Source organism: Sphingomonas sp. DC4900 (assembly GCF_049896485.1).
GTDB lineage: Bacteria > Pseudomonadota > Alphaproteobacteria > Sphingomonadales > Sphingomonadaceae > Sphingomonas > Sphingomonas aquatilis.
The window spans coordinates 12,396-33,672 of record NZ_JAFCUK010000006.1 but is presented as its reverse complement, the minus strand read 5'-3'; the positions used below and the strand labels follow the sequence as shown (position 1 = coordinate 33,672).

Here is a 21,277-nt window from a genome sequence, read left to right as displayed (position 1 = left end):
AAGAAATGTCGTGCATGGGGTTCGCATTGGTGGCCGCGTTGCGTCGATAGGATCGGGGGCAGCTGAAAGCTGCGATACCGATCCGGGGGGACACGACATGACCAGGGCCTATCGACTGCTGCTGTCCGCATGCGCGACGGCGATGATGTTGCCGAGCGCGGCGGCGGCGAAAGAACAGCGGATCGTTGCGATCGACGTGCCGGCCGGCCGTCTGGACGAGGCATTGATGCGCGTGGCGCGGCAGGCCGGGTTGCAGCTCGTCTTCACCGATCCCGCCGTCGCCGATCGCCAGGCGCCGCGGATCGCCGGCCGCTATACGCCCGACGCCGCGCTGAACATGCTGCTCGCGCGCAGTGGCTTCGGCTGGCGCTATACCGGACCGCGCACCGTGCGTGTGATGCCGGTCGACACGGCGTCGCTCGCGCCCGTCAACTTCGTCCAGGCGGCACCCGCCCCGCAACAGGTGGGCGACGAACGCCTCGCGCCTTCGAACGCCGCGGTCGAAGCGGCGGTCAACGCCGACCCCGGCGCCGCGGCGCCTGCATCGGACATCGTCGTCGTCGGATCGCAGATCAAGGGCGCAAAGAACACCGCCGCTCTGCCCGTCACGATCGTCGACGAACAGCAGATCGCCGCCACCGCCGCGGTCAGCGGCGACGAGCTGTTCCGCTCGATCCCGCAGCTGGGCGACGTCACGTTCAACAGTTCGTATCTGCCCAACAGCTCGAACGCGGCACGCGGCGACGTCGGCTCGGTCAATCTGCGCAACCTCGGCGTCGGCAACACGCTGGTTCTGCTCAACGGCCGCCGCGTGGTGAATCACCCGACCAGCCGCGCCGACGACAATCTCGTCCCCGTGCTGACCTACAACACCAATGCCATCCCCGTCTTCGGGCTGGAGCGGCTGGAGGTGCTGCGCGACGGCGCCGCCGCCATCTACGGCTCGGACGCGGTGGCGGGCGTCGTCAACACCGTGCTGCGCACCGATTTCACCGGCGTCCAGATCGAAGGGCAGGTCGGCTACCCCGAGCGCACCAGCCAGACCGAAAGCACCGTCAACCTGCTGGTGGGCACCGACATCGGCAAGGGCCGCGGCAACATCACGCTGTTCGCCAATTACACCAACCGCACGCCGCTGCGCAGTTCGGAACAGGATTACACCGCCTCCGACGACAAGCGCCCGCTGTTTGCCGGCACGCGCTTCGACGGCGCGACCGCGCTCGACGGCCGCTCGTCGATCACGCCCTGGGGCTCGTTTCAGACGGTCGGCAACGTCCAGGTGCGTCAGGGCACGACCGTGCTGACCAACGCCTCGGGCCAGTTCCACATCCAGCCGCTCACCAACACCGGCTGCCAGACCAATGCGACGACCGGCCTCAAGAACGGCCTGTGCATCGACGATGGCACCAACACCGCCGCCGCTGACCGCAATCTGCGCTTCGATCCGCGCGCGGCCTATAACACCTATATCATCCCCTCGGTCGAGCGGATCAACCTGTTCGCCAACGGCCATTACGAGCTGACGCCGGGCCTCGAGCTGTTCGGCGAGGCCGGCTATTACAAGGCGACGACCGACAGCATCCAGTCATCGTCGGGCACGCTCAGTTCGCTGCCGATCATCGTGCCGGCGAGTAATTACTATAATCCGTTCGGTCCGACGACGCTGAACGGCGCGGCCAACCCCAACCGCCTGCCCGGCATCAACGCGCCCGCCAGTGGGCTCGCCGTCACGCTGTCGAGCTACAATGTCGCCGACGCCGGCCCGAACCTCGTCCACGTCGAAAACGACCAGTATCGCGTGCTGGCCGGGCTGCGCTGGGACTGGCTCGGCTTCCAGTGGGAAAGCGCCGCGCTCTATTCGGAAGCGCGCGTGCGCGACACGTCGGACGGGATCAGCGCGACGCTGCTCCAGCGCCAATTGGCGCTGTCGACGCCGGATGCCTACAACCCCTTCAACGGCAGCGACCTCACCACGCCCTCGGGCCGCGATGCGACGCCCAGCAACGACGCGGCGCTTCGGGCGATCCGCATCAAGACGACGCGCTTCAGCAAGGCGACGCTGGCGCTGGCGGACCTCAAGCTGTCCAACGCCCGTCTGCTGTCGCTGCCCGGCGGCAATCTCGGCCTGGCGCTCGGTGCCGAAATCCGTCGCGAAACGCAGCTCGACGACCGCGATCCGCGCGTCGACGGCACGACGACCTTCACCGACAGCGTCAGCGGCATCACCTATGGCTCGGACCTCGTTGGCACCAGCCCGTCGCCCGACACCAGCGGCCGCCGCACCGTCTTTGCGGCCTACGCCGAACTGGCCGTCCCGGTCATCAGCCCGTCGATGAACGTGCCGCTGGTGCGCAATCTCGAATTCCAGCTGGCGGGACGGTTCGAACATTACAGCGACGTCGGCTCGGTCGCGAAGCCGAAGATCGCGGGCGCCTGGGACGTGGTCAGCGGCATCCGCCTGCGCGGCAGCTATGCGCAAGGGTTCAAGGCGCCCAACCTCGAACAGATCAACGCGCGCGTCGTCACCCGCTCGAACACCCGCGTCGACTATGTCCGCTGCGAGGCGCAGCTGCGCACCGGGGCGATAAGCTCCTTCGCCAATTGCGCCCAATCCTTCGCGATCAGCGCGCAGCGCGCCGGCAATCCCGACCTGAAGCCCGAAACCTCCACGACGTGGAGCGCGGGCGTGGTGCTGGAGCCGCACTTCCTCGATTCCGCGATCGGACGGATCACGCTGACCGCCGATTATTGGAACGTAAAGCAGAAGGGGATCGTCGGCATCTTCGGCGAAGGCAATGCGCTGATCGCCGACTATCTGGCTCGCGTACAGGGCACCACCAACGCCAATGTCGTGCGCGCCGCGCCGACCGCGGACGATATCGCGCTGTTCGCCGGCTCCGGCCTGCAACCGGCGGGCCGCGTGCTGTTCGTCAACGACCGCTACGTCAACCTGCTGCCGCAGGAGGCGTCGGGCCTCGACCTCGGTCTCAACTGGCGGTTGCCGGACTTTGGCGCGGGGCGCCTGACGCTGTCGGCCAACGCCGCCTATCTCCGCCGTTTCTTCCTCGAACCCTCGCAGCCGATCCAGCAGCTGATCGACGCGCGCGCGGCGGGCACCATCAATGCCGGCACCTCGATCGCCGATGCGGGCGACCTCGTCCGCCAGAACGGCAAGCCGCGCTGGCGTGTAACGGGCACCGCGATGTGGAATTACCGCTGGTTCCAGCTCGGCGGCTTCACCCAATATACCAGCGACGTCGACGACACCGGCCTCATCGATTCGACCGGCGCGGCGTGGTTGATCAAGGACCAGATGACGTACAATCTCTACGGCCAAGTCAGTGTCGGCAACAAACGCGAAGGCCAGTATCGCATGAGGATCGGTGTCAGGAACCTCACCAACGCGGCCCCGCCGCTGTCGTCGAACGGCTTCCTCGGATCGCTGTACAATCCGTACGGCCGCTATTGGTATGCCAACATCCGGGCGTCCTTCTGATGCGCGTGCGGCACCTCGCCCTCGCCCTGTTGCTCGTCCCATCGCTCGCCATCGCCCAGGAGGAAGAGCCGCAGGCGCGCTCGCCATCGGGCGGTGACATCGTCGCCTACGACCAGATCCACAAGCCGATCGTCGGGCGCGGCGGCATGGTCGTCAGCCAGAACAAGCTCGCCGCCGCGGTCGGTGCCGACATCCTGCGCAAGGGCGGCAATGCGGTCGACGCCGCGGTGGCGGTCGGCTTCGCACTGGCGGTGACGCTGCCGCGCGCGGGCAATGTCGGCGGCGGTGGCTATATGCTCGTCCACATGGCGGCGAAGGACGGCAAACCCGCGCAGGACATCGCGATCGACTATTATGGACAGGCCTCGCGCCACATCACCGACGATCTGTTGCTTGGTCCGGACGGCAAGGTCGACGCCAAGAAGGTGATGTCGATGAAGGGCGTCGCCATCCCCGGCACCGTCGCGGGACTGTGGGAGGCGCACCGGCGTTTCGGCTCGCTACCCTGGGGCACGCTGATCGCTCCCGCGATCGCCATGGCCGAACAGGGCGTCATTCTTTCCGACGACGAAGCACAGGCCCAGTCGGCACAGCGCAAGCTGATGGCCGACGATCCCGCGGCGATGGCGATGTTCTTCAAGCCCGACGGGGCCGCCTATGCCGCTGGCGAGACGTTCCGCCAGCCCGATCTCGCCGCGACGCTGAAGACGATCGCCGCCAAGGGTCGCGACGGCTTCTACACCGGCCCGCTCGCAGCCCGCATCGCGGCGGGCATTCGCGCTGGCGGCGGCGTCATCGATGCCGCCGACCTCGCCGGCTATCGCGCGATCGTCTCGACGCCGATCTGGTCGAGCTATCGCGGCAAGCGCATCGCCTACATGCCGCCGACCGCCTCGGGCGTCAGCGTCGCGGAGGCGATGAACATCCTCGAAACCTTCCCCGTCGGCGCGCAGAAATGGGGCAGTGTCGCCAATCTGCACCTGCTGTCCGAAACGATGAAGATCGTGTCCGCCGACCGCCGGCTGGTGGGCGGCGGCCCCGACTGGCGAACACCGGCGATCGGCCTCGCCAGCAAGGGTTATGCGACGCAGCGCGCCAAGCTGATCCGCCCCGATCGGTCACTGGGCAAGGACGACGTGCCCGACGGCAACCCCTATCCGTACGAAAGCCGCGACACGACGCACTTCTCGGTCGCCGACGCGGCGGGCAACGCGGTCAGCAACACCTATACGCTGTCCGCCTCTTATGGCGCGCATGTCGTCGCACCGGGCACCGGCATTCTGCTGAACAACTCGCTCGGCAATCTCGCCTGGGGCCGCCGCGGCGCCGCGGCCGAACGCCGCGCCACGCTGCCGGTGCCGGGCAAGCGCGTCGGATCGACGATCACACCGATCATCGTCTTCGACAACGACCGCCCCTGGCTGGTCACCGGCACGCCGGGTGGCGGCTATATCATCGCGACGATGGTGCAGTTGCTCTCCAACGTCATGGACCATGGCCTCAACGTCAGCGAGGCGGCGGAACGGCCCCGCATCAACCAGGGCGGCGGCGATGCCGCGCTGGAGCTGGAGGAAGGCTTCTCGCCCGACATCGTGCCCCTGCTCGAGGCGAAGGGCCACAAGGTCCGTCGCTCGAACACGATGGGCTCGATCCAGTCGATCATGGTCGAGGGCGACCGCTTCCTCGGCGCCGCCGACACCCGCCGCCCCGACGCCGCTGCCGTTCCCGTCAAGTGACGCACCGAAGCAGGATGCCCGCCATGCACCGCCCCGCCATCGCTCCCATCATCGCCCTTCTCACCGCGACCCCGGCCACCGCGCAGATTGCCGCCCCGGAGCGACAGGCGATCCTTGCCGACGTCGACGCCCGCTCGCCCGATCTCGCCAAGACCGCGCTCGCGATCTGGAATGCGGCGGAGGTCGGCTATCAGGAAACGAAGAGCAGCGCGCTGCTCCAGGCCGAACTAAAGCGTGCCGGCTTCACCGTCACGCCGGGCGTCGCCGGCATGCCGACCGCCTTCGTCGCCAGCTTCAAGCGCGGCGGCAATGGGCCGGTGATCGGCATCCTCGCCGAATATGACGCCCTCCCCGGCCTCGCCCAGCGCGCCGATACCAAGCGTGATCCCATTCCCGGCCAGGCCGCCGGCCACGGCTGCGGCCACAATATCTTCGGCGCGGCGTCGGTCACCGCGGCGATCGCGGTCAAGGACTGGATGGTTGCGAACGCGATCAATGGCGAAGTCCGCGTCTACGGTTCGCCGGCGGAGGAAGGCGGATCGGGCAAGGTCTATCTGGTTCGCGCCGGCCTGTTCAACGATGTCGACGCCGTCCTTCACTGGCATCCCGGCGATTCGAACGGTGTCAGCACCGGCGCCAGCCAGGCCAATATCTCCGGCAAGTTTCGCTTCCACGGCGTGTCGGCGCACGCCTCCGCCGCGCCCGACAAGGGCCGCTCCGCGCTCGACGGCGTCGAGGTGATGAACGTCGCGGTCAATTACCTGCGCGAACACATTCCGATGAAGACGCGCATCCATTATGTCATCACCAATGGTGGCGAGGCACCCAACGTCGTCCCCGATTTCGCCGAAAGCTATTATTACGTCCGCCACACCGACCCGCAGGTCGTCCGCGACGTCATGGCGCGCGTCCAGAAGGCGGCGGAGGGCGCGGCGCTGGCGACCGGCACGACATCCGAGTTCGAGGCGACCGGCGGCGTCTATTCGATGCTGGCGAGCGAGACGCTGGCCAAGGTGATGGATGCGAACCTGCACGCCGTCGGCGGCCCCCGCTGGACGGCAGAGGAAACCGCCTGGGCCGGCCGCCTGCAGCCGACGCTGCCGACGCAACGGGCGCTGGACAGCGTCTCCACCGTCGCGCCGATCTCCGACGGCGATGGCGGCGGATCGACCGACGTCGCCGACGTATCGTGGGTGGTGCCGACCATCGGCCTTGGCGCGGCGACCTGGGTGCCGGGCACGCCCGCCCACAGTTGGCAGGCGGTCGCCGCCTCGGGTATGTCGATCGGCGCGAAGGGCGGCTCGGTTGCGGCGAAGACGATCGCACTCACCGCCGCCGATCTGATGCGCAGCCCGCAGACCATCGCCGAGGCCAAGGCCGAGCTCAACCGTCGCCGCGGCCCCGGCTTCACCTACAGGGCGATGCTCGGCGACCGCAAACCCCCGCTCGACTATCGCAAGACCGCGACGCCGGCGAGCTGACCGGCCTAGCGCGCCAGCAGGTCGCGGAGTGCGTCCGCCAACCGCCTGGCGAGCGCGGCGTTGCCCGCCGCGTTCGCCACACCGTCAACACGGTACGGGGTGAGTTCCCGCTCGCGGATACGGTTCCGACGCGGGACGCGGCGCAACATCAGCGGCGTATCATGCCGGTAAAGGTGGCAACGTGGCCGTCACCTTCGCAATGTCGGCGCGCAACGCCGCCAGCTGGCGCAAATTGTCGTCGCGCCCCACCGCTTCGATCAACGGGTTATGATCACCCGGCCGCACCCCCTGCCCGTCGAGCACCGCGAACCAGCTCGCGTCGCGGAACAGCTCGTCGCTCGACAGCACGATCCGGCCCGAGGCGCGGAAGTGCGCGATCTTCTCGGCGAGCGTATCCGGGATCGCCATGGCCTGCCGCTCCTGCCACATCGGCTCGGTACGGCCCGTCGTGGCGTGATAGTGCAGGATCAGGAAGTCGCGCACGTCGAGCATTTCCTGCCCGAACACCCGGTTGAACTGCCGCGCCAGCAGCGGCGAGCAATCGGCCGCCGGGAACAGCGACAGCAGCTTGGCGATGCCGCTCTGAATCAAATGGATGCTGGTCGATTCCAGTGGTTCCAGAAAGCCACTCGACAGACCGATCGCGACAACATTGGCGCGCCACGCCTCGCGTCGCATGCCGGGCGTAAAGCGGATCAGCCGCGGATCGGCGAGCGGCGGCCCGTCCATTCCGGCGATCAGCGACGCGCGCGCCGCCTCTTCGTCCTGAATGCGGCTCGCGAAGACATAGCCGTTGCCGACCCGGTGCTGGAGCGGGATGCGCCAGCGCCAACCCGCCTCCGCCGCGGTCGCACGGGTGAAGGGCGTGCGGCCGACCTCCGCCGCGCTCGGCGCCGCCCAGGCCCGATCGCAGGGCAGCCAGTGCGACCAGTCGTCATAGCCCACGCCCAACGTCTCGCCGATCAGCAGGCCGCGCAGCCCCGAACAGTCGATGAAGAGGTCGCCGGCGACGACCTGTCCATCCGCCAGCGTCAGCGACCGGACGTATCCGCTGTCGTCATGCCGTTCGACCGACGCGACCATACCCTCGCTCCGCGTGACGCCCGCGCGTTCGGCAAGCCCGCGCAGGTAGCGCGCGTACAGCCCGGCATCGAAGTGATAGGCATAGCCCAGCGTCGACAGCAGCGAGCGCCGATCGGGCACCGGTCGTGTAAAGCGACCCGCGCGCGCGGCCTGCGCGGTCAGCGAATAGGCTTCGGTGGACGCGGTATCGCCATCGGCGCGCGCGCGGATCAGGCGGTGGAGGAACATCGCGCCGTCGCCCGGCGGCCCGAACGTGCCGAAGGGGTGGAAGTAGCGGCTGCCCTCGCCGTTCCAGCCGACGAACTCGATGCCGAGCTTCACCGTCGCCTTGGTCTCGGCCATGAACTGGCGCTCGTCCAAGCCGATGATCTGATTGAACCAATGGATGGTCGGAATCGTCGCTTCGCCGACCCCGATCGTCCCAATCGCGTCGGATTCGACCAACGTGGTGGCGACCCCCTGCCCCGCCAGCGCGCGCGACAACGCCGCGGCGGTCATCCAGCCCGCCGTTCCCCCGCCCAGGATCACGATGCGGCGAATACGTGTGTCGCTCATGCCGCCGAGCCTATCCGATCGGCATCGTGCCGGCGAGCGTCATCGTCCCGTGCAGGCCACCGCTGTCCCGGTCGGTCGGCGCAGCGCGAGATAGACCGTGCTCCACAATTGCGCCGCGTTGGATTCGTCGACATCCGCGCCCGCTGCGCCGAACGGCACGACCCTGTAGCGGCCATCGGCGTAGCGCCACGACCATAACTCCGAACTCTGGACGCTCTTCGTCGCATCGATCCCGTCCCACAGGCAGGATTGTGCGCGGGTCAGTTGCGCGCGAACGTCGGCCGGCAGGTCACGCCGTTCGAGCTGCCGCGCCAGCCCGGCCGCGACCAGCGCCTGCTGCCAGCTCCACACCACCGTGCCGTGATAGGCGTTGGGCGAGAATTTCCGCTGGATCGTCGCATCGGCAAAGGCGGGATTGGCGACGAGCATGCCCGCGCCCGTGCGCAGCCCCGCCGGGAACGCATCGACGAAGCTGCCCGCCATGACGCGCAGCGCGTCGGCCGACGGCGTTTCGAACAACAGGGCAAAGCCCGGATCGCTGTTCTGCACCGGAATCGGACGCCCCTGCGCGTCGAGCGCGATCGCCGGGAAGCGGACCGGCGCAGTGCCGATTGCCGCAAGCGCGGGCGCGGCGGGCACGCCGATCGTGGCAGCGTAGCGGCTCACCGCCTGCCGTGCCGTGGCGGCGGGCAGCGTCACGTCGAACAGCGGCGGGGCCTTGGCACGCCACACATCGGCGACCGCGCGAGCGCCCGCGAACGCCCGCGCGTCGCTGGCAGCCAGATAGGGACGGAGCAGCCCACTCGCCTGCAACGCCGCGGCGGAATCCAGCGCGGCGGGCACCAGCACGGCGTTGACGTCATAGGGGATGCGCCCGCCCGCCAGCCCGTTGTTGCTATCGCGCCATTCGCCGGCATCCATGCCGGGCTTCAGCGCGATCAGTTTGGCGGCGACCGGGTCGCTGGCGAAGGGTGCCGCCTGCTGCAGCACGAAGCGCAGGTTGCGCACCATCCGCGCGCCCATCGTCTCAGCCCCGACACGCTGCGCCAGAAACGCCGCCGCCCGCGTCCGCCCGCGTGCATCATCGAGCAGCCACGCCCGCGCGACCGGGGCGAGCATATAGTCGCTGTCGACCATGTTGTAATTGTAGACCGGCGCGTCGGACAGGCTGCCGTCCGCCTTCTGATGGTCGAGAATGGCGAACTCGCCGATATCCTCCTCATGCGCAACCTCGCCCTGCGGCGACAGGCGGGCGAGGACCGAGGCCAGCCCCGTTTCCACCGCTGCGGGTTGCAGCGCGGGCATTAGCAGCCGGACGGACATCAGCGTGTCGCGCCCGAAATAGGTGTCGAAGCGCCACGAGCCGGCCAGATACTTTTCGGCATAGCTGAGGAAGGTCAGCGCGTAGCGCGCACCCGGATCGGGCTGGGCTTTGGTATTGAGCAGGTCCGCGCCGCCACGCGGGGTCAGCGGCGTCTCGCCGGTCAGCGCGGTGACGGCGAAGCGGATCGTTCCGTCCTTGCCGGCAAGGATGGCGCCATCCTTGATCGCACCGCCGGTCACCCGCATCGCGAGGTCGTAGCCCGCCGCGCCGTCGAGCCGATCGCGCGACCAGCGGATCGTGTCACCGGTCATCCGGGCCGGCGTCAGCACCTCGGCGGGCGCCTTGCCCAGCGCCTGATAGTCGCGCAGCACGCGGATGCTGGAGAGCACGGCCTGACGCGGCACCAGCCGGTCCGCCGCGATCGTCGCCACGAAGCGTACGCCGTGCAGCGGGCGCCCCTTGGCATCGCGCACCGTCACCGGTTGCGGTTCGCCCTCCAGCCGCCATTCGGCGTCCTTGGCCAGCGGCTCGAACCAGAGAGCGGTGCCGCTATTGCCCGCCGGAAAGGCGACGAGCAGGCGGGGTTGCTTGCCCGATCGCAGCACGACATGCGCCGCGACCGGGCCGGCGCGCGTGAAGCTGTTGACGTTCAGCCCCTCGCCCACCGCATAATGCTCGACCTGAGCAGGCGCCGCGCCCGCCCCGGTCAGCACCAAAGCCATCGCCAGACCGAGCGACAGCCGCAACCCCGCCTTCACCCTCACAGCTTCAGCGTCGCGCTGAACAGCGCGTTGCGACCGACGATCGCACGACCATAGAAATAGCCGTTGACGATCGTCTGCGTCTGGCCCTGCCGCGGGTTGCCTTCGGTGAAGCCCTTCGTATCGGTCAGATTGTCGACGCTGACCGACAGGTTGAGCCGCGGCGTCGCGTCGATGCTCGCACCGACCGAGAAGACGCTATAGTCGGGCAGCGCGATGCCATTGCCGCTGTCGGCGAAGATCTTGCCGATATACTTCCAGCGGCCATAGATCTCGCCCAGCCCGCCCGGCAGGATGAACGACGGCGTCACCGTCAGCAGCTTCTTGGGCGTCCGCTCCGGCGTGTTGCCGTTATATTGCGGCTGCGCCACGCCGTTGAAGCGCAGGTTGCTGAGCTTGGGGTCCTGATAGACGCCCTGCACATCGACGCTGAAGAACTGCACCGGACGCAGCGTCGCATTGACCTGTACGCCGTTGGTGAAATTGTCCGCCAGCGCATTGCTCGCCTGTGCCGGGTTGGCCGGGTTGATGAACTGATAGTTCTGGTCGCGGAATTCCGTGCGGAAGCCGATGACCGAGGCGTTGAAGCCCCGGGCATTGAACCGCACGCCGCCTTCATACAGCGTCAGCCCGGTCGGTGCGTGCGTACCGCCCGTATCGCCGCCGTTGGTCTGGAAGCCATGCGCACCGCGCACGTACAGCGCGACATGGTCGGTCAGCTCGTAGTTGATGCCCGCGGTATAGGCCCAGTCGGAGTAATTCGCCGTCTGGCGCGTGTAGGTGCCGTTGAACGTGCTGCCGACATTGTCGTAGATCCCGGGCGTGCCGGCCGGGACGAGCGCGTTGGTTCCGGCGGTATTGCCGATGTCGACGCGGACGTGCTGGTGTTCGTAGCGCGCACCGAAGTCGATGTGCAGCTTCTCGCCAATCGTCAGTTCGTCGTTGAAATAGGCCGACAGCGACGTGACCTCGTCATTGAACAGGCCTTGGCCCCAATTGCCGTAATTGACCATGCCGTTGTTGGTCAGCGATCCGATCACGCCGCCACCGGCGTTCAGCGCCACCATGTCATAGACGTTGGAATCGTTGCGCACGTCGTTCAGCACGGTCGCGACCGCCGACTGGTTGTTGCGACGGCGTACGTTGTACACCATGCCGCCGACGGTCAGCGAATTGTCGATATTGCTGCCGCCCGCATCCCACTTCACGCCGAAGTCGCTGCCGAAGTCCTTGGTCGCGAGCGTCTGGTGGTTGAGCACCGTCTGCTGGAGCAGGCCGTTGCCGTTCAGCGCGTTCAGCGTCGCCGTATCCGACGCCGCGATCACCTGGCCAGTGCGGATGTTGCGCAGGCCATATTGCGCGGTGTTGGGGAAGCGCGCCGCCGCCACCTGGAAATAGGTGAGCGTCGAGCCATTGAGCGGCGTCAGCCCGGCGAGCGGCGAGACGGCGGGATTGAGGTAGTTGACCGCCGAGGTCAGGCCCGCCGTGCCCGATCCGCTGCCCGGGAAGATGCCGTTGAAGTCATACGATCCGTCCAGATAGCGCGCGCGACCGAACAGGCGCAGGCTCGGAGTGACCGGCACCTCGACATCCATGCGATAGGTCGTCGACTTGACGTGGACGCCATCGGCCGAGCTGAAGCGGCGCAGGCTCTGGCCCGTCGCGGGCGCATTGGGCACGAGGAACTGGGTGAAGCCGCGCCCGCCGACATCGTCGCGCCTCAGGTCCAGGCTGGGCACGCTGCTGATCGTGCCGTCGGTCGCGACGCGGAACGGCATGTCGGCGTAATAGGGGAAGTGCTTGTCGCCATGCTTGACGGTGAAGCGCACGAAGCCGCCGCTGGAGAACTGCTTCTCCAGCATCGCCTTCACGTCATAGGCGTTGAAGGTGAAGGGCGTACGCCGCACGCCGCGCTGCGACGTGACATAGCCGCCGACGTTGAACGCCCAGCCATCCGCGATCGGCGCGGAGAAATAGCCGTCGGCTCGCAGGTCGCCATAGGTGGTGCCGGTGTAGCGCACCATCGCGGTCGCCTTGTCGTGATCGGGCTTCATCGAGATGAAGTTGATCGTCGCACCCGCGCCGTTCGGCGCCAGCACGCCCGACGTGCCGCCCTGCACCGCTTCCATGCGGGCGATCGTGATGTCGTTCTGGAAATAGAAGTCCGCGCCGCCGCCGCCGTACAGGATCGGCATGCCGTCCTCTTCCAGCGTGATGAAGCTCTGGCCGCCGCCACGCAGGCCGCGCACCGAATAATTGTTCGAGATCGGGCCCGCCGTGCCTTCGACGAACACGCCCGGCACCAGTTCGAGCGTGTCGGCGGTGGAACGCGGTGCCTTACGCAGCAGGTCGGCGGCATTGACCAGCGTCACGTTCGACGACGAGTTGAACAGCGTCCGCTTGTCGGAGGTGTTGCCGGTGACGATGATGTCGTTCTGCGGGTTGTCGTCCGCGGTGGCGGTGTCGGCAACCTGCGTGGGGTCCGTGCCGGTCGGCGCGGCGGTCGTGTCCTGCGGCGCGCCATAGCTGACGGTGCGCGGGGCGGCACCCTGCGCGCCCGCGGCGATCACCGCGGTACGGCCATCGAACGAGACGAGGCGCAGGCGGCTGGTCGCGATCAGGCGACGCAGGCCTTCCTGGATGCTCAGCTGGCCCTTCACCGCCTCGACCGTCTGGCCGCGGGTGACGTCGCTAGGCGCAAGGATCTGGATGCCGGCCTGCTGCGCGAAGCGGACGAGGCCCGTGGCGGCGGGCTGGCGCGGCACGTTGAACGTGCGGACCGCGGGCTGGGCAGCGACGGCAGGCGTCGCGATCCCTGCGGCGATCGCCGCGACCGAAACCAGAGGCAGACTGAAGATATGACCGGTGCGCATGGAACCCCTCCCTGAAGCTGTGTCCGCGCTTCGCATGGCGCGTGCCCTCAAGGATGTATTGCGGCCCTATTTCCGTCAGTGGTGGACGAATTATTTTGCGGGGACGATCCGCGTTACCTCGCCCCCGCCGGACAGGGTGTGCCGTTCGACGCGTCCGCCGACCATCGCCGCGCTGGCGTTGGCGAACCCTTCCATGTCGTAGGTGCGGAACCAGCCGACTACGCGCCGCCCGGCCAGCGCCGGCGCCACCTCCAGTCGATCGCTATTGTAGCGGTTGAACTCCGCGACGGCGTCGCGCAGCGTCATGTCGTCGAGCACGATGCGCCCGTCGCGCCACGCCAGTTGCTGGTCCGACGTCTGGGCGGACACCGTGCGAACCGCGATCCGCTCGCTGGCGTCGATCGTCGCGGCATGGCCCGCACTGACGTCGATCGGCGCGACGCCGCTTCCCTCGGTCCAGATGCGCACGACGCCCTTGGTCACCACGACCCGCGCCGCATCCCCCTGCCGCCGGACGTCGAAGGCGGTGCCGACGGCCTGTACCCGCACCGGACCGCTCGCCACCACGAACGGCCGCTTGGGATTGTGCGCGACCTGGAACCACGCCTCGCCGCTCGCCAGTTCGACGTTGCGGCGCGCAGGCGTGAAGGCGACGCGCAACGCCGTGCCGCTGTTGACCACCGCGACCGATCCGTCGGCCAGCGGCATGCGCCGGATCTCGCCGAGCGCGGTGTCGATCCGCGCCGCCCGATCGGGCCACAGGCCGATGCCGACCCCGGCGACCAGCGCCGCCGCGACCGCCGCACCGCCCAGGCGCCACCATCGCCGGCGCGACGGCAGGGGGGCCTCGTCCTGCGCCGCCTGCTCGATCCCGGACAGCGCGCGACCACGGTCGAGCAGGCTCAGCGCCGCCTGCGCGCGAAGCAGCGCGCCGCGGTGGCGCGGATCGTCCTGCAACCATGCGGCCAGTTCGGCCTTCTCCGGCGCATCGAGCCCGCGGTCGAGCGCGGCCGCCCAGCGGCTGGCGGCTTCCGCGATCATCGCCGCGTCTCCCCGTCGCGGCCGCGCGCGCGCGGCACGGCCGCCGGTCGACGGCGACGGATCGGCAGTTCCGCTTTCTCTTCCTCGGTCAGCTGTTCGAGGATGCGGCGCAAGCCCCGCGCCACGTCATTCTCGACCACCGTTTCCGATATCCGTAGCCGTGCGGCGATATCGCGCTGGCCGATGCCTTCGATCTTGCGCAGTCGGAAGATGGTGCGCGCGCGATCGGGCAGCGCGTCGATCAGCCGCTCGATCCGGGCCAGCGCATGGCGGCCGGCGACGATCTCTTCGGGCGATCCGGCGGGCTCGGGCACCAGTTCCAGCTCGGCCAGCCCGCTCGCCGCCTCGATGCTCACCACGCGTTCGCGCCGAATCTGTTCCAGCACCACGTTGCGCGCGGTGCGGAAGACGTAGCGCAGCGGATCGTCGATATGATCGAACCGGTCCAGCCCGCTGATCCGGCAATAGGTTTCCTGCACCACATCGTCCACGTCCACCGTCGGGAAGGCCGCACGCAGCCAGACGCGCAACCGCCGCTCATGCGGCAGGATGTGACGACCGACCCAGGCAACTAGCTGATCCGAATGCACGGCTTCTCCCCGACACCCCTAGATGCAGCAGCGCGCACTTTCCGTCGATGGCCTGTCGCAATTGCCGCCGGACATGTCGGAAACCTGTCGTCGAGTTCACTTGCCTCGGCCCCGCGCCGCGACGCATCCTGCGCCGCATACGACGCTGGAGGGCAGTTCGGATGCGCAAGGTCCTGATCGCGGCACTGACGACATGCGGCATCGCCATCGCTTCGCCCGCGATGGCGGCGCCCCGCGCGACGGTGGCCGACGGCACGCTGCCCATCACGATCGACGGCACCGGCTATCAGCTTGCCGCGCGCGTCTATCGACCGGCGGGGTCGGGGCCCTTCCCGCTGGTCGTGATCAACCACGGCACGCCGCCCGACAAGAGCAAGTTCCCCGGCGTCGAACTCGGCTTCGTCCGCGCCGCCGCCTGGTTCGTCGACCATGGCTATATCGTCGTCACCGCGCTCCGCCCCGGTTTCGGCACGTCGAGCGGATCGTATCTCGAGGCCGCCGGGCGATGCCAAGACGAGAATTACGTCGCCGCAGGAGAGAAGACCGCCGCGGTCGAGCGTGCCATCGTCACCGCCGCCGCAACGCTGCCGGGTGCTGATCCCACCCGGATCGTCGTGGTCGGCCAGTCCGCTGGCGGCTTCGGCGCGGTCGCGCTCGCCGATGCGCCGCCGCCGGGTGTGGTCGGCGTCATCAGCTTTGCCGGCGGGCGCGGCGGCGACGGCAAGGAGCATATCTGCGGCAGCGAAGACCGGCTGATCGCCGCCGAGGGCCATTTCGGCGCGGGCAATCGCGTGCCGCAAGTGTGGCTCTACGCCGCCAACGACCATTTCTTCCGCCGCGATCTCGCCCATCGCATGTACGCGGCCTATGCCGGTGCTTCGACGCCGCCGGTCACCTTCGTCGGCCTGCCGTCCTTCGGCGACGATGGCCACAAGACCTTCGCCAAGGCCGATCCGTCGGTATGGGAACGGCCCGTCTCTGCCTTCCTCAAACGCGTGATGCCGGCGGCGCGATAGCCGCCGCTACAGATATTTCAGCCAGGCGATGTCCCGCCGCCGCGCCTTGAACCGCGCGAACCAGGCCGTCGGCAGGTAGAGTGGCACGATCAGCGCGACATACCACAGCAGCACCCAGCCGTAGTCATCGACGCCGAACGTCGCGTCATGCGTCGCCCCCCAGATCGCAAACGCGCTGTGATAGAGCAGGCGCAGGACGGTGAGGTGCAGCAGGTAGAAGAACATCGGCGCCGCCCCGAACACCGCCAACGCCGCAACCAGCCTGGTGCCATCCAGCCGGTCGAACGCCGCGAGCAGCAGCGCACCGCAGCCGAGCGTCAGCAGCAGGAACAACAGCGAGGGCGGATATTTGGTAAGCGCGAAGACGCTCATCCACGTCCGCATCGCATCGCCCGCGACGACGAACCACGGCGCATCGCCATAGACGTTCGCCAGCCGCAGCGCGGCGAACAGCAGCAGCATGGCGCCGCCGGTCAGGACCAGCCGCCGGCGACGGGCGGCCGCGGGTACGTCGCCGTCGAACCACGGCCCGATGGACCAGCCGAGCAGGATGACGCCGATCCACGGCAGCACCGGATAGGTCGTCTTGGCGACCAGTCCGAACGGCAGCGCGATCACGTCCCGCTGGTGCAGCATCGCCCACAGCGGGAACGGCGGATCGCCGGCACGCAGATGGATGGCATCGAGCAGATTGTGCCCGCACACGATACCCAGCCCCACCGCCAGCAGCATCCGGCGCGGCAGGCCGATCAGCGCCGCGAGCACGATCATGCACACACCGATGCACCACATCACCTGCAGCCAGATCGTCGGGCTCGCGACGCCCCAATACAATTCGGACAGGTAGAAGACGTCGAGCGCCATCAGCACCAGCCCGCGCTTCACCAGAAACGCCCTCGTCTCCGCCAAAGTATGCCGGGTGGCGAACAGATAGGCCGACAGGCCGGTCAGCACGACGAACACCGGTGCGCACAGGCTCGCCGCCAGCCGCCCCAGATACAAAGCGGGCAAGATCACCCGCGCATCGACCGGATCGGGCACGGGAACGTGCAGGAACCATGTTTCGCGTAAGTGATCGAGCAGCATCACCAGCATGACGAAGCCGCGCAGCGCGTCGATTCCCTGCAATCGCAGGCGCGTCGTGGGACGAGCGGCGCGCCGCTCCCCCGTGTCCGCCACCATCGTCGCCGTGGCGGGCAAAGCAGCCGTCATCGTCGCCAGTCTCCGTGGGTTCGCTCGGTGCGCACGACCACGACGATGCGGCGCAACGACCGATGCCCTTTGGTCGATCGCGGCCTCCGGCACAAGCCGAATGTTACACTATATCAGGGCGGATGCGGTCGAACGGTGCCCCGGATCGTCAGAAGACCGCCGGCATCTCCGCCGACGGCAGGCTCGCGCCCAGCCGCCGCGCGATCGACGGCGCGATGGCGCGCATGTCGACGACGCCCAGGTCCTTGCCCTTGGCGATCCCCGGCCCGGCGACGATCAGCGTCGATCGCATCGCCGGGTCCCAGGGGACGTAGCCGTGCATGCCCTTATAGACGGACGGCTTCGCGATCGGCGCCGCCGGATCGCGCCCGGTCTCCACCCCCGGCTGCATCGCGACGACGAAGCTCGCCTCGCCATCCCCGCCCGCCTTGGCGATCGCGCTGCGATCGAGGACGCTGGCGATCTTATACGCCGGATTCGCGGCCATCGCCGCGAGCACGCCGCGCACCTTGGCGAGCAGCGCGGCGTCGTCGGGCCGGGCAAGGCGGATCGCCGCCGTGCCGCCCGCAATCCACGGCATCGCCTGCCAGCCCGTCACCTGCCCCTTGGCATCGAGCGTGATGAGCCCCGCATCGATGAACGGCTTGAACAGGTTGATGTCCGTGCTCACCGGCAGGAAGCCATGGTCGGACACAACCACCACCGTCACGTCCGGCATCGCCGCGCGGGCCGCGCGCACCAGCCGCCCGACCAGCGCATCGGTCGCCTCGATCGCCGCCTTCGCCGCCGCCGAATCCGGGCCGTCGTGATGTTCGGTATGATCGATACCGGCCAGGTACACCGTCGTGAATTGCGGCTTGTCGGCGAGCAGCGCCTCCGCAAAGGCGACGCGCTGCGCATCGCCCTCCACCGTCTCGTCGATCCCCTGCGGATAGCGGGCACCGACGCGGCGTTCCAACCGCGCGATGAGGCCGGGCGTCGCCAGCGCGGTCAGCAGCTTGCGATCGTCCTCGGTGCCGGCACGCCAGATCTGCGGCAAATTCTCATCGATCCCGGTCGCGCCGACGGTCACCGGCCAGTGGACGTTGGCGGTCGACAGGCCTGCGGCATGCGCCGCCTGCCACAGCGTCGGCACCTTCACGTCCGACGTATACCAATACCAGCCGCCCTGGTTTTTCTGTTCGGGATCGAACGTCAGGTTGTTCACCACGCCATGCCGGCCGGGCGACACGCCCGTCACCAGCGTGGTGTGGCTGGGGTAGGTGAGCGTCGGCAGCACGCCCACCACCCCTTGTGCGCTCGCGCCCTCCGCCCGCAGGCCGCTGAGCACGGGGAGGTTCATGCCCCGTGCCTTCGCGTCGCTGATATCGCCGGGGCGCAGGCCGTCGAGCGAGATCAGCAGCACCGGCGATGCCGCTGCCGGGCTTGCCAGCAACAGCGCGATGAGGGTCGCGAGCCGCCGCATCAGAAGCCCCGACGCAGCGTGACGAAGAACTGGCGCGGCGCGCCCGCCAGCAGCGTCTGATTGTCCCCGCTCGCGGTGAAGCCGTTCGTCCCGATCGTGGAGATGTACTTCTTGTCGGTCAGGTTGGTCACGCTGCCCTCGATCGCGATGCCATGGAACATACCCGTGCCTTCGCCAAAGCGATAGCCGATGCTGGCATCCACCAACACGCGGCCGGGCACCGACTGGTCGTTCAGATAGGTGAAGTAGCGCTTCGACATATAGTCCGCGCCGGCGCGGGCGAAGACGCTGCCGTCGTCATAGACGATCTCGCCCTTCACCATATGCTCCGGCGTATCCACCACCGTCTTGCCCGCGGTCGCGGTCAGCACGGTGCCCGCCGCATTGCGCACGTCGTTCTGATAGGTCGCGTGGTTGTACGAATAGCTGGCGAACAGCGAGAGCGGCTGGACGACGCGGTAATAGGCCGACACTTCGGCGCCATAGCTGTGGACGCTGCCCGCATTGTTCAGCGTCGGCGGGTTGCCAATGATACCCGCGCCGTTCGAGAAGGTGAGCAGGCGGTTCGAGAAGTCGATGAAATAGCCCGCCGCCGACAGCTGCAAACCGCCGCTGCGCACACGCGCGCCGCCCTCGACCGTCTTCGACGTTTCGGGCTTCAGCGTGTTGCGGATGCCGTTGAAGCCATCCTGCGTCGTCGCGAACGGACCGGTCGTCGCCGACGAGACGAAGGCGCGCATGTTTTCGGTATAGCTGGCGAACAGTTCCGCACCGCCACCCAGGCGATAGACCGCGCCAACCTGCGGCAGGAACCAGTCCTCCGCCTTGATCTTGCCGTTGACCAGCGTGCCGACCAGCAGGTTCGCCTGGTTCTTGACGCGCATGCCCTTCCAGCCGCCGTTCAGCGTCAGGTCGCCAAGCGTCAGCGTGTCCGCCACGAAATATTGCAGCGTCTCGGTGTCGTACTTGCCGTTCCACTGCGTGCGATAGGCGTTCGACTGGAAATCGCGCGCGTTGCGATCGGGCGTCGTGTTGCTCATCCCATAGAAGCGGCGCGCCTGGGTAAAGCTGTTGCTTTCGTACCAGCCGCCGAACTCCAGCCGGTTCGCGCCCGTCTCCAGCGTCAGGCGGGTGATGTTGCCGCCGCGATCAATGCCATATTCGGTGGTGCGGAAGCCGAGCGGCGAGGCGAGGTTATAAGCCGCGGTCGATGCGAGCGGCAGCGGCTGGCCATTGCCGCCGAGCGCGCCGGCCGGCGTCGGCGAATAGGGCGTGATCCACGATCCCTGCCCCTTGTTGTGGTGGTAATAGGTCGTCGAGACGATCGACAGCGCGTCGGTCAGCTTGCCGTCGAACGTGACGCCGGCCAGCCAGTCGCGACGCAGGCCCGCCGCGTCGTAATAGGCATCGTCGGCCGTGCCGAACCCGCTCGGCAGGGTGAAGCCCGCGCCGGTCCAGGGCGCGACATACCCCACCGGCGATCCGTTGTTCGCCGCCTGATAGGCCGCCAGCGTCGCCTGATTCTGGTAGACGCGCGCGATCTGCAGCGCGAGCGGGTAGTTGTCCGAGATATTGTCGTTGTTCAGCCCGCGGCGACGGATGATGTCGAGGCTGAGGTCCTGATAGTCGTTCTCGCGACGGTCGGAATAATCGACGAAGGCGGTGATGCTGCCCCGCGATCCCAGATCCTCCATCAGCTTCGCATTGACCTGATGCTGGCGCTGCGAACCGAAGCCCTTCCACTTGTCGGTGGTGAGATAGCCGTAGCTGATATAGCCCTTCAGCCCGCCGCCGAGATCACCCGTGTCGAGCCGCGCGAAGCCGCGCCACGTGTTGTTGCTGCCATAGGTGCCGGATCCGACCAGGTCGAACGTGTCCGACGGCTTGCGGCTGACGAATTCGATCGTACCGCCCAGATTGCTGGTCGACGCGGTGCCGAGCGCACCCGCGCCCTGCGCCACGGTGGTGCTGGCGAGGTTTTCCGAAATCACCGCGCGGCTGATGTGCAGGCCGTTGACGTTGCCGTAACTCATGTCGCCCAGCGGCACGCCGTCGAGCGTGAAGCCCAACTGGTTCTGGTTGAAGCCGCGCAGCGATATGCGCGTCGACCATTCATAGGCCCCGAAGGCATCGGCGGACTGGAAGTTCACGCCGGGCAGCTTGGCGATCGCCTTCAGCGGCGACGTGCCGGGGGTCAGGCGTTCCATTTCGATCGCCGACACGGTCTGCACCTGACGCGTCCGGCCGAAGCCGAGCACGACGATGTCGCCCGACGGAGCGTCGGTGGCATCCGTGGCGGCGGGCGTTTCGACCTGCGCCGTCGCGGCGGCATCCGCCGACACGGTCTGCGCCGCGGCATTGCCTGCGACGAGCGCCATCGGCGCGGCACACAGAAGCCATTTGCAAGCGATCATGATGTAGGTCCCCTTTGGCCCATTCGGCCTGTCGGGGCGGCATTGGGCGGCGATCGTTACGGCTGTGCTACAATTCGGCATGCCCGTCATGACGCGTCAAAGACAGTTTCGTGACACCCCACACCCTTGTTCGGGCCTTGCGCCACGCCGTCATCGAACCGCCGCAGACATGTCACCGATCTGTTGTCGCGGTGCAGCAAAACTGCCGCGAAAGCGCTCTACCGCGCCGC

General features: G+C 68.0%; 12 protein-coding genes. 4 read left to right on the top strand and 8 right to left on the bottom strand.

What is annotated here, in order from left to right; translation table 11 throughout:
• The first annotated feature begins 97 nt into the window (after nt 1-97).
• From ACP690_RS08860 to ACP690_RS08850, 3 genes are read left to right on the top strand one after another with little or no spacing between them, the layout of a single operon-like run.
• Nucleotides 98-3,496, top strand: coding sequence for a TonB-dependent receptor domain-containing protein (locus ACP690_RS08860; RefSeq protein ID WP_426260858.1), 3,399 nt, complete (start codon nt 98-100; stop codon nt 3,494-3,496).
• Nucleotides 3,496-5,232, top strand: a complete 1,737-nt coding sequence (gene ggt, locus ACP690_RS08855; protein ID WP_426260857.1) for a gamma-glutamyltransferase — start codon at nt 3,496-3,498, stop codon at nt 5,230-5,232. Before ACP690_RS08860 ends, ggt begins: the two co-directional genes overlap by 1 nt.
• A gap of 23 nt (nt 5,233-5,255) precedes the next feature.
• Complete coding sequence (locus ACP690_RS08850; protein WP_426260856.1) at nt 5,256-6,713, top strand: amidohydrolase; 1,458 nt, start codon at nt 5,256-5,258, stop codon at nt 6,711-6,713.
• Nucleotides 6,714-6,872: 159 nt separating this feature from the next.
• Here the strand turns inward: ACP690_RS08850 and ACP690_RS08845 are convergent, their stop codons facing one another.
• The 5 genes from ACP690_RS08845 to ACP690_RS08825 all read right to left on the bottom strand — a co-directional run bounded on the left by ACP690_RS08845 (nt 6,873) and on the right by ACP690_RS08825 (nt 14,940).
• Nucleotides 6,873-8,351 carry a tryptophan halogenase family protein gene (locus ACP690_RS08845; protein ID WP_426260855.1) on the bottom strand — a complete coding sequence of 493 codons (1,479 nt, stop codon included), beginning with the start codon at nt 8,349-8,351 and terminating at the stop codon, nt 6,873-6,875.
• A 39-nt stretch (nt 8,352-8,390) separates the two neighbouring features.
• Complete coding sequence (locus tag ACP690_RS08840; protein WP_426260854.1) at nt 8,391-10,439, bottom strand: hypothetical protein; 2,049 nt, start codon at nt 10,437-10,439, stop codon at nt 8,391-8,393.
• Nucleotides 10,436-13,309 carry a TonB-dependent receptor domain-containing protein gene (locus ACP690_RS08835; protein ID WP_426260853.1) on the bottom strand — a complete coding sequence of 958 codons (2,874 nt, stop codon included), beginning with the start codon at nt 13,307-13,309 and terminating at the stop codon, nt 10,436-10,438. The genes ACP690_RS08840 and ACP690_RS08835 overlap by 4 nt, the downstream gene beginning before the upstream one ends.
• A gap of 90 nt (nt 13,310-13,399) precedes the next feature.
• Nucleotides 13,400-14,350, bottom strand: a complete 951-nt coding sequence (locus ACP690_RS08830; RefSeq protein ID WP_426260852.1) for a FecR family protein — start codon at nt 14,348-14,350, stop codon at nt 13,400-13,402.
• Nucleotides 14,347-14,940: an RNA polymerase sigma factor gene (locus tag ACP690_RS08825; RefSeq protein ID WP_226341845.1), complete on the bottom strand. Its 594-nt coding sequence runs from the start codon at nt 14,938-14,940 to the stop codon at nt 14,347-14,349. The genes ACP690_RS08830 and ACP690_RS08825 overlap by 4 nt, the downstream gene beginning before the upstream one ends.
• 161 nt (nt 14,941-15,101) lie before the next feature.
• Between ACP690_RS08825 and ACP690_RS08820 the strand changes: the two genes are divergently transcribed.
• Nucleotides 15,102-15,956, top strand: a complete 855-nt coding sequence (locus tag ACP690_RS08820; RefSeq protein WP_426260851.1) for an alpha/beta hydrolase family protein — start codon at nt 15,102-15,104, stop codon at nt 15,954-15,956.
• 6 nt (nt 15,957-15,962) lie between these two features.
• Here the strand turns inward: ACP690_RS08820 and ACP690_RS08815 are convergent, their stop codons facing one another.
• From ACP690_RS08815 to ACP690_RS08805, 3 genes are all read right to left on the bottom strand, one after another.
• Entirely contained in the window at nt 15,963-17,168 is a 1,206-nt protein-coding gene (locus ACP690_RS08815; protein ID WP_426260850.1) for a DUF1624 domain-containing protein, read from the bottom strand.
• A 148-nt stretch (nt 17,169-17,316) separates the two neighbouring features.
• Entirely contained in the window at nt 17,317-18,633 is a 1,317-nt protein-coding gene (locus ACP690_RS08810; protein ID WP_426260849.1) for an alkaline phosphatase family protein, read from the bottom strand.
• The gene (locus ACP690_RS08805) at nt 18,633-21,047 is read right to left on the bottom strand and encodes a TonB-dependent receptor domain-containing protein (RefSeq protein WP_426260848.1); all 2,415 of its coding nucleotides are present in this window, start codon (nt 21,045-21,047) and stop codon (nt 18,633-18,635) included. The genes ACP690_RS08810 and ACP690_RS08805 overlap by 1 nt, the downstream gene beginning before the upstream one ends.
• Between the last annotated feature and the right edge of the window lie 230 nt (nt 21,048-21,277).

What these genes read in the sequence shown, in the direction of transcription:
- ACP690_RS08805 (WP_426260848.1), bottom strand. Translation starts at nt 21,047, where the DNA reads ATGATCGCTTGCAAATGGCTTCTGTGTGCCGCGCCGATGGCGCTCGTC.
- ACP690_RS08835 (WP_426260853.1), bottom strand. Translation starts at nt 13,309, where the DNA reads ATGCGCACCGGTCATATCTTCAGTCTGCCTCTGGTTTCGGTCGCGGCG.
- ACP690_RS08850 (WP_426260856.1), top strand. Translation starts at nt 5,256, where the DNA reads ATGCACCGCCCCGCCATCGCTCCCATCATCGCCCTTCTCACCGCGACC.
- ACP690_RS08860 (WP_426260858.1), top strand. Translation starts at nt 98, where the DNA reads ATGACCAGGGCCTATCGACTGCTGCTGTCCGCATGCGCGACGGCGATG.
- ACP690_RS08810 (WP_426260849.1), bottom strand. Translation starts at nt 18,633, where the DNA reads ATGCGGCGGCTCGCGACCCTCATCGCGCTGTTGCTGGCAAGCCCGGCA.
- ACP690_RS08845 (WP_426260855.1), bottom strand. Translation starts at nt 8,351, where the DNA reads ATGAGCGACACACGTATTCGCCGCATCGTGATCCTGGGCGGGGGAACG.
- ggt (WP_426260857.1), top strand. Translation starts at nt 3,496, where the DNA reads ATGCGCGTGCGGCACCTCGCCCTCGCCCTGTTGCTCGTCCCATCGCTC.
- ACP690_RS08820 (WP_426260851.1), top strand. Translation starts at nt 15,102, where the DNA reads ATGCGCAAGGTCCTGATCGCGGCACTGACGACATGCGGCATCGCCATC.
- ACP690_RS08830 (WP_426260852.1), bottom strand. Translation starts at nt 14,350, where the DNA reads ATGATCGCGGAAGCCGCCAGCCGCTGGGCGGCCGCGCTCGACCGCGGG.
- ACP690_RS08815 (WP_426260850.1), bottom strand. Translation starts at nt 17,168, where the DNA reads ATGACGGCTGCTTTGCCCGCCACGGCGACGATGGTGGCGGACACGGGG.